We start from the raw sequence: 8,820 nt of genomic DNA on the forward strand, positions 1-8,820 counted from the left end.
AGTCTTATATGAATAAACGTCCGCTGTATTTCGACTACGCCGCCACGACGCCCGTGGATGAGCGGGTCATCAAGGTCATGGTCGAGTGTCTGGGTTTTACCGGCAACTTCGGCAATCCGGCGTCCAGTTCGCATTTTTTCGGCCAGCAGGCCCGTCAATCGGTTGAGCAGGCACGCGCCCAGGTGGCAGCACTGGTCGGCGCGACACCGGAACAGATCGTCTGGACCTCCGGCGCCACCGAGTCCAACAACCTTGCACTCAAGGGCGTGGCCCAGGCTCGCGGGATTGCCGGCGGCCACATCATTACCAGCCAGATCGAACACAAGGCGATTCTCGACACCGCCCGGCAATTGCAGGACGCCGGTGTAGCGGTGACTTATCTGGTGCCGGACGCCGAAGGCCTGATCACGCCGCAAGCGGTCAGCGAAGCCATGCGCGAAGACACCTTCCTGGTGTCGCTGATGCTGGTCAACAATGAGTTGGGCACGCTCAACGATATTCCGGCCATCGGCCAGGTCGTACGTGAGCGTGGCGCGCTGTTTCATGTCGACGCCGCACAAGGCGCGGGCAAAGTAGCGATCGATCTGGCCCGGTGGCCGGTGGACCTGATGTCGTTTTCCGCGCACAAACTCTACGGGCCCAAAGGCATCGGCGCTTTGTATGTAGGGCCCTGCGCTCAACAACGCTTGCAGGCGCAGATTCACGGCGGCGGGCATGAAGGCGGTTTGCGCTCAGGAACGCTGGCCACCCATCAGATCGTCGCCATGGGTTCGGCGTTTGCCTTGGCGGCAGCGGCGTTCGATGAAGAAAAAGCCAGCATCCAGCGTTTGCGTGAACGCTTGCTCGACCAATTGCTGAGCATTCCCGGCGTGCGCCTCAATGGCAGCGCGGCCAGCCGTATCCCGCACACCCTGAGCCTGACCTTCAGCGAAGGCGAGTTCAACCCGGCGGCGTTGAGCCATTCGATCGCGTTTTCTGCGACCTCGGCCTGCAACTCCGCCAGCAACACCCCATCCCACGTGTTGCTGGCGCTGGGGCTCGACGCCCGTTCGGCCGGTCGCACCATCCGCTTGAGCCTGGGACGGTTCACCACCGAGCAGGATATCGACCAAGCGGTACAACTGATCAAGGCAGCCTGCGCCAGTGCTCCGGCATTCTGGCAATAAGGCTGCGATAAAAGCGCCGACAGTGCTCGGCACTCAACAATAATGATGAAGTGGTTAGCAGGAGACACGATGAGTACGCAGCCTTCGATCAACGGATCGGTGCCCCAGCGCCTGGCACAAACCCGTGAGCTGATGAGCCGGGAAGGCATTCACGCCTTGCTGGTGCCGTCGGCCGACCCGCACCTGTCCGAATACCTGCCGGGTTACTGGCAAGGGCGTCAGTGGTTGTCGGGGTTCCATGGCTCGGTCGGTACGCTGATCGTCACTCCGGATTTTGCCGGCGTCTGGGCCGACAGTCGTTACTGGGAACAGGCGACCAAGGAACTCAAGGGCAGCGGGATCGAGTTGGTCAAGCTGCAGCCGGGCCAACCGGGTCCGCTGGACTGGTTGGCCGAGCAAACCCCTGAAGGTGGCGTGGTCGCCGTGGATGGCGCGGTCATGGCCGTGGCGTCGGCGCGCACTTTGGGTGGCAAGCTGGAAGAGCGCGGTGCGCGCCTGCGTACCGATATCGATGTATTGAACAGCGTCTGGAGCGACCGCCCAAGCCTGCCGAACGAGCCGATCTATCAGCACCAGGCCCCGCAGGCGACGATCAGCCGTGGCGAAAAACTCGGCAAATTGCGCGAAACCTTGAAGGCGCGGGGTGCCGATTGGCACTTTATTGCCACCCTCGACGACATCGCCTGGCTGTTCAACCTGCGTGGTGGCGACGTTTCGTTCAACCCGGTGTTCGTTTCCTTTGCCCTGATCAGTCAGCAGCAGGCCACCCTGTTCGTGGCGCTGAGCAAAGTCAGCGACGAATTGCGCTCGGTCCTCGAGAAAGACGGCGTGACCCTGCGCGATTACAGTGAAGTGGCGGCGGCGCTGGCGGCCATTCCGAGCGGCGCGAGCCTGCAGGTTGACCCGGCCCGCGTCACGGCGGGGCTGCTGGACAACCTCGACAGTGGGGTAAAACTGGTCGAAGGCCTGAACCCGACCACCTTGGCCAAGTCGCAGAAAAGCCTCGCCGATGCCGAGCATATCCGTCAGGCCATGGAGCAGGACGGCGCAGCTCTCTGCGAATTCTTTGCCTGGCTGGATTCGGCAATGGGCCGCGAGCGCATCACCGAACTGACCATCGACGAATACCTGACGGCGGCGCGCACCCGTCGCCCGGGTTACGTTTCGTTGAGCTTCAATACCATTGCGGCGTTCAATGCCAACGGCGCGATGCCGCATTACCACGCTACCGAAGAAGAACACGCGGTGATCGAAGGCGATGGCCTGCTGCTGATCGACTCGGGTGGCCAGTATCTGGGCGGTACCACGGACATCACGCGGATGGTTCCGGTCGGTACCCCGACCACAGAACAGAAGCGCGATTGCACCCGCGTGCTCAAGGGCGTGATTGCCTTGTCCCGCGCGCAGTTCCCGAAAGGCATTCTCTCGCCGTTGCTCGACGCCATCGCCCGTGCGCCGATCTGGGCGGATAACGTTGATTACGGTCACGGCACCGGCCATGGCGTCGGCTACTTCCTGAACGTGCACGAAGGTCCGCAAGTCATTGCCTACCAGGCTGCTCCTGCGCCGCAAACGGCGATGCTGCCGGGCATGATCACCTCCATCGAACCAGGAACCTACCGTCCGGGCCGCTGGGGTGTGCGCATCGAAAACCTGGCGATGAATCGCGAGGCGGGGAAAAGCGAGTTCGGCGAATTCCTCAAGTTCGAGACCTTGACCCTGTGCCCGATCGACACTCGTTGCCTGGACACCTCGATGCTCACCGAAGAGGAAAAACAGTGGTTCAACGCTTATCACGCCGAGGTGCGTGAGCGCTTGAGCCCGTTGGTCGAAGGTGCCGCACTGGCGTGGTTGAACACGCGCACCGCGGCTATTTGACCGGTTTTAGCTCGGGCGCGTTTTCCAGCGCCTGAGCCATGTAGTCGACAAAGGCTTTGACCCTGGCGGATTGGCGACGATTCGCCGGGGACACAGCGTGAATCGGCAGCGACAGTGTTCTGTACTCCTGCAAAATCGCGATCACCCGGCCGGCCTTCAGATCTTCGCTGAACAGCCAGAGCGGTGACAGCGCGATGCCCAATCCCCCCAGTACCATTTCGCGAATCGCTTCAGAGTTGTTGCTCTGTGCATTGCCCTTGATACGCACTTCATGGCGCTGCCCGGTCTGGCTTTCGTATACCCACAGGTTCTGACTGCTTAGCAGGTTGAACATCAGGCAGTTGTATTGGCTCAGCTCTTGCGGAGTCAGTGGCTGGCCGTTTTGCTTGAGATATTCGGGGGCCGCGACTGTGATCCTGTGCGTGTTGCCAATGTGGCGGGCGATCAGACCGCTGTCGTTCAGGGCGCCGATTCTGAAGGTGACATCCAGCCCTTCGCTGATCAGGTCCTGATTCTGATCCGACAGTTGCAGGTCGATCTGGATACCTGGATAGCGCTTGAGAAATTCAGGCAACCGTGGCGCGATCTGCAGGCGACCAAAACTCACCGAAGAACCTATCTTCAACGGTCCCGCGACTTTTTCCCGGCCAGACTGGAAGCTGTGTTCGGCCGCATCTACAGCAGCGAGGATATGTCGGCACTGCTGGTAATAGCGTTGGCCTTCGTCCGTCAGGGATAACTTGCGCGTGCTGCGCGCAATCAGTTTTCCACCCAACTGCGTTTCCAGCGCTTGCAGCACTTTGCTGATGGTTGGCTGGCTGGTTTGCAACTCCCGTGCGACAGCAGAAAAACTGCCGCGCTCTACCACCCGCACGAAAATGGCCATTGCGTTGAGCTTGTCCATGGGAAATCTCATTAATGCCAAATAGGCATGATCACTATAGCTATTTAACGACTTATAGGAATGAGTCGGAGAGCGCAGGATAGGTCCTACATTCACTCCTGACGGAGATTCACGAAATGACTGACTCAATACACATGCGCGCTCTGATCGTTGATGTAGCCAATGGGCCGTTTCGTTTGGCCTCCATTGAACGACCTGTGCCGAAGGCGGGGCAGGTTCTGGTCCGGATCAGCGCCAGCGGCGTGAATCCACTGGACGGAAAAATTCGCTTCAGCCAGGCTGCCCATGCGCAGCAGCCCTTGCCGGCAGTATTGGGAATGGATCTGGCGGGAACCGTGGAGGCATTAGGGGAGGGCGTAAGTGGCTGGGCAGTGGGTGATGACGTGTATGGAATGGCCACGGGCATCGGTGGCGCACAGGGTTCACTGGCTGAATTTGCAGCGGTGGATGCACGCCTGCTGGCGCGTAAACCCCGTAACTTGAGCATGCGCGAGGCCGCAAGCTTGCCGCTCGTATTGATTACGGCTTGGGAAGGGCTGGTGGACCGGGCGAATGTTCGGCCGGGGCAAAAAGTGTTGATTCATGGCGGCGCCGGCGGAGTGGGTCATGTTGCGGTGCAAATTGCCCGTGCTTTGGGGGCCGAAGTCTTTGCCACAGGTTCCGCGCTTCAGCGGCAAACCATCGAGCGTTTGGGGGCGACCTTCATCGATCGTCATACGGCGATTGAGGCTTATGTGGCAGAACACACCGCTGGAGAGGGTTTCGACATCGTTTATGACACCGTCGGTGGCGCAGTGCTGGATGCGTCCTTCAAGGGCGCGCGGACGTATGGCGGACATGTGCTCAGTTGCCTAGGCTGGGGACAGCACAGTCTGGCACCGCTGTCATTTCGCGCGGCGACCTATTCCGGTGTTTTCACCTTGTTGCCGCTGTTGACCGGCAAGGGGCGTGAGCATCACGGCGAGATCCTGCGTGCAGCGACGCAGATGATTGAAGCGGGTCAACTGCAACCGATGCTGGACCCGCACTCGTTCACCCTGGAAACCGCTGAAGCCGCCCACGAACTGCTGGCGTCGCGAGCGGCAACAGGTCGGCTGGTGGTCGAGATCTAACCCAGGGCCTCGATAACGAAGTCCAGGCGATCCTGGCCGAAGTACAGCCGGTTATCGACAAACATGCTCGGTGCGCCGAATACGCCCCGCTTCACGGCTTTCTCGGTATTGTCCTTGAGCACGGACTTGACCTCTTCATCAGCGGTCAGGGTCAGCACTTGCTGTGGGTCGAAACCGTTTTGGCTGAGGACTGCTGCGACGGTTTCCGGCTCATCAAGCGGGCGGCCGTCGACCCACAGTGCCTTGAACAGGCAGTCGATGAAGGCGCCAAAGCGATCGGGTGCCCGCAGCTGGATGCCAGTAACGGCACGCATCAGCATCAAGGTATTGATCGGGAAGTGCGGGTTGAACTTCAGCGGCACGCCATAGCGTTTGGCGTAACGGTCCAGGTCCTGAAACATGTATTGGCCTTTGGCCGGGACAGTCGCAGGGGAGGCGTTGCCCGTAGCCTTGAACACGCCGCCCAGCAATATCGGAATATAGACGAGCTGCGCGTCGTGTTGTGCGCAGATAGTCGGTAGCTGGGTGTACGCCAGGTAGGTGGCGGGGCTGCCAAGGTCGAAGTAGAACTCCACGGTTTTACTCATGATCGGTGCACTCTTCTTGTTGTGATTGGGGGCTTACCAGCGTTCGCTCCAGGGACGCAGGTCCAGTTCGAAAGTCCAGGCATCGCGCGGTTGGCTGTGCAGATACCAGTAATTGTCGGCAATGTGTTCGGGGTTGAGGATGCCGTCCTGATCCTTGGTCGCGTACTTTTCCGGGAAGTTATCGCGAATGAAGTCGGTATCGATAGCGCCGTCAACGACGACATGGGCCACATGAATGTTCATCGGCCCGAGCTCGCGCGCCATGCTTTGCGCCAGGGCGCGAATTCCGTGTTTGGCGCCGGCGAAGGCCGCGAATCCGGCGGCCCCGCGCATGCCGGCAGTGGCACCGGTGAACAGGATCGTTCCCCGTTGGCGCTTGGCCATGCGTTTGGCCACTTCCCGGGCATTGAGGAAACCCGAGAAGCAGGCCATTTCCCAGATCTTGAAGTACTTGCGGGCGGTTTCCTCAAGAATGCTGCAGGGAACGTTGGCGCCGATATTGAACACGAACGCTTCGATGGGGCCGATTTCGCTTTCAATTTGTTCGACCAGGGCGATGACGTCTTCTTCTTTGCGCGCATCACAGGCGAAACCATGAGCTTCACCACCCTCGGCGTTTATCGCATCCACCAGCGGCTGCAGTTTGTCCGCGTTGCGCCGAGTGACGCAGGCTGCAAAACCTTCGCGAGCAAAACGCTTGGCAATCGCCCCACCTGTTGCATCACCGGCACCGACAACCAATACGACCTTCTTGTTATTCATGGGTAGATCCCTTTAGTAAACGATCGTTAACTAAACGAACGTTATGCTACGATTTGTCAGGCGTCAAGACGGTCATATCGGGAGAAGGGCAATGCGTTATTCGGCCAGTCACAAGCTGGAAACCAGGGAAAAACTGCTGGAGAGCAGTGCGCTATCCGCCAAGAAATCAGGCTTTTCGACGGTCGGTGTCGATGGTTTGATGAAGGCCATCGGCTTGAGCGGTGGCGCTTTTTATAGCCACTTCTCCTCGAAAGACGAGCTGTTCGCGACCATTGTCGAGCGCGAGCTGCGTCAAAGCCTTGCGCGCTTGGGGGCAGAACAGAATCTGGACAAGCTTGAACGCTGCCTGAAGGTTTATCTGAGCATGTCCCATGTCGAGCAGCCGGAAAGCGGCTGTGCGTTACCGGCATTGGGCGCGGAGATTGCCCGTTCGGACCTGATGATTCGCCAACAGGCTGAGCAGTGGATTTGCCGGCTTCAACAAAGTTGGGCGGGGGTACTGCACAGCGACAGTCTGGCCTGGGCAATACTGTCGCAATGCATCGGCGCACTGGTTGTGGCGAGGATGCTGGCCAGTCCCGACATTCAGCAGCAGGTGCTGAAGTCGAGCTATGACGAGATCGGCCGGCAGATCTCGTCCTCGAAAGCCTGATGGAACGCAGTTATTTGCAAATGACGATCATGCTGCGGCTGGTATAGCCTGCCGGGTTGAGGCCAAATGGATAATCACCGGGCTCCTCGACTGCATCCCCTGACTTGGCGATGACCTTGTAGCCCTTTGGCGCACAGGAGTTGGCGGCTGTGTCGTAGCACTTGTCCCAGGATGACGACAGTCCGGAACAGTTGATGTGCAGTCCTTTTTTGCCGCGTTTGACCTGGGTTTCCGAGGTCGCCGCGCAGCCTGCAATGGCGAGCACGGCGATCAGAATCAAAATTCGTTTCATTACTGTCCTTAAAGCGTTCCCGAATCTGCTGCCCGGGTCTGGCTGTCTGCGCCTTCGTTTGAAGCGATCTGATATCCCTATTGGAATGATCCATGGACTGATTCTGGGTGGCGGGGCTAAACATGGCCTAAATGAGCGGCAAATACCAGACCTAAGTCACACTTGCTATCAATCTGCCGCTATCGCCGGCTTGGCGGCGTTGCCCATCGTCAAGGTCGCCCCGACTGACGCCAGGATGATGCACAGGATGGCCATCCACTGGGACAGGGACAGGTATTCATGCAGGAACAATAACCCCGATAACGCGCCGAATGCAGGCTCGATACTCATCAATGTGCCGAAGGTTCTCGCCGGCATGCGCGTCAACGCGACCATTTCCAGGGTATAGGGCAGCGCCGTGGACAGGACGGCGACGCCGAGCGCCACGGGGATCAACGCCGGGGTGAGCAGTGCGGCGCCTGCATGGACGATGCCGATGGGCGCGACGAACAGCGCGGCGATCATGACCCCCAGTGCGGCGGTCTGCACACCGTTGTCGGCGCCGGCCTTCTGCCCGAACAAAATGTACAAGGCCCAGCAGACACCAGCGCCGAGCGCATAACTGGCGCCCACCAGATCAATGCCAGCGGAGGTTTGCCCGACCGGTATGAGTAACAACAGGCCGACAGCAGCCAGGGCAATCCACAGGAAGTCGATTGCGCGGCGTGAAGCATAGATCGCAACAGCAAGCGGGCCGGTAAACTCCAACGCGACTGCAATCCCGAGCGGGACGGTCTGCAACGACATATAGAAGAGGAAGTTCATTCCCCCCAACGCCATGCCGTAGACGACCACCGTGCGCAGGGATTTCGCGGTGAGCTTTGCCCGCCAGGGGCGCAGTATAAGCATCATGATCACGCTGGCGAAAATCAGCCGCAGCGTTGTCGTGCCCTGGGCGCCGATGACCGGAAACATGCTTTTGGCCAGCGAGGCACCGGACTGGATCGATGCCATGGCTACAAGCAGCAGCCCTACAGAAAACAGAGTGGAGGCCAGGCTGCGAGGCTGATCATTCATTGCGGGGCATCGTCCGAGACAGGAAATAGGATGGGTTTGCCAAGTGTTGGGCAATATACTGCGCATTCCCTGCAGGCGCGTCTATATATAAGCCGTGAATTTACGATTCTTGATAGAAAACCAGAATCAGTGCTTGACGGCAGATTTCAGATGTCTATAATTCGCCCCACTTCCGGCGCAGTCGAAACGGAAAACTCCTTGGTAAACAAAGAGTTACGCAGTTTTCGGCGGCAGGTTGCTTCAGTTCATCGAAGCCTGGAAGGAGTTGAAAGGGCGGTGTTGTGAGGCTCTTTTAACGGTTCGGTCTTCTCGATCGAAAGCGGAGAAAAAGAGGTGTTGACAGCAGCGTGTAACGCTGTAGAATTCGCCTCCCGCTAACGAGAGATCGGAAGCGCAAGTGGTTGAAGTTGT

Annotated in this window: 9 protein-coding genes; 4 read left to right on the forward strand and 5 right to left on the reverse strand. The window is 59.2% G+C overall.

The genetic code is table 11. The annotated features are described in order from the left end of the window. The first annotated feature begins 8 nt into the window (after positions 1–8). Both EIY72_RS13785 and EIY72_RS13790 read left to right on the forward strand, forming a co-directional pair. Positions 9–1,166: a cysteine desulfurase family protein gene (locus EIY72_RS13785; RefSeq protein WP_093216611.1), complete on the forward strand. Its 1,158-nt coding sequence runs from the start codon at positions 9–11 to the stop codon at positions 1,164–1,166. Between the two features lie 69 nt (positions 1,167–1,235). Beyond that, positions 1,236–3,044, forward strand: a complete 1,809-nt coding sequence (locus tag EIY72_RS13790; protein ID WP_093216615.1) for an aminopeptidase P family protein — start codon at positions 1,236–1,238, stop codon at positions 3,042–3,044. On the opposite strand, the gene EIY72_RS13795 is transcribed toward EIY72_RS13790, so the two are convergent. After that, complete coding sequence (locus tag EIY72_RS13795) at positions 3,037–3,948, reverse strand: LysR family transcriptional regulator (protein WP_093216618.1); 912 nt, start codon at positions 3,946–3,948, stop codon at positions 3,037–3,039. The genes EIY72_RS13790 and EIY72_RS13795 overlap by 8 nt on opposite strands. A 116-nt stretch (positions 3,949–4,064) precedes the next feature. Between EIY72_RS13795 and EIY72_RS13800 the strand changes: the two genes are divergently transcribed. Next, positions 4,065–5,060, forward strand: coding sequence for a zinc-dependent alcohol dehydrogenase family protein (locus tag EIY72_RS13800; protein WP_093216622.1), 996 nt, complete (start codon positions 4,065–4,067; stop codon positions 5,058–5,060). Here the strand turns inward: EIY72_RS13800 and EIY72_RS13805 are convergent. Together EIY72_RS13805 and EIY72_RS13810 are read right to left on the reverse strand one after the other, a co-directional pair. Further along, entirely contained in the window at positions 5,057–5,647 is a 591-nt protein-coding gene (locus EIY72_RS13805) for a 2-hydroxychromene-2-carboxylate isomerase (protein ID WP_093216625.1), read from the reverse strand. The two genes, EIY72_RS13800 and EIY72_RS13805, sit on opposite strands and share 4 nt — an antisense overlap. Positions 5,648–5,680: 33 nt before the next feature. After that, positions 5,681–6,409, reverse strand: coding sequence for an SDR family oxidoreductase (locus EIY72_RS13810; RefSeq protein WP_093216628.1), 729 nt, complete (start codon positions 6,407–6,409; stop codon positions 5,681–5,683). Between the two features lie 91 nt (positions 6,410–6,500). On the opposite strand from EIY72_RS13810, the gene EIY72_RS13815 reads away from it, so the two are divergent. Beyond that, positions 6,501–7,061 (forward strand): TetR/AcrR family transcriptional regulator, encoded by a 561-nt coding sequence (locus EIY72_RS13815; RefSeq protein ID WP_093216632.1) that lies wholly within the window; start codon positions 6,501–6,503, stop codon positions 7,059–7,061. Positions 7,062–7,071: 10 nt separating this feature from the next. On the opposite strand, the gene EIY72_RS13820 is transcribed toward EIY72_RS13815, so the two are convergent. Both EIY72_RS13820 and rhtA read right to left on the reverse strand, forming a co-directional pair. Next, on the reverse strand, positions 7,072–7,353 hold the full coding sequence (locus EIY72_RS13820; protein ID WP_093216635.1) for a hypothetical protein: 282 nt from the start codon (positions 7,351–7,353) through the stop codon (positions 7,072–7,074). 168 nt (positions 7,354–7,521) lie between these two features. Then, positions 7,522–8,409: a threonine/homoserine exporter RhtA gene (rhtA, locus tag EIY72_RS13825; protein WP_093216638.1), complete on the reverse strand. Its 888-nt coding sequence runs from the start codon at positions 8,407–8,409 to the stop codon at positions 7,522–7,524. Between the last annotated feature and the right edge of the window lie 411 nt (positions 8,410–8,820).

The organism is Pseudomonas vancouverensis, from assembly GCF_004348895.1.
In the GTDB taxonomy this organism is placed as follows: Bacteria; Pseudomonadota; Gammaproteobacteria; order Pseudomonadales; family Pseudomonadaceae; genus Aquipseudomonas; species Aquipseudomonas vancouverensis.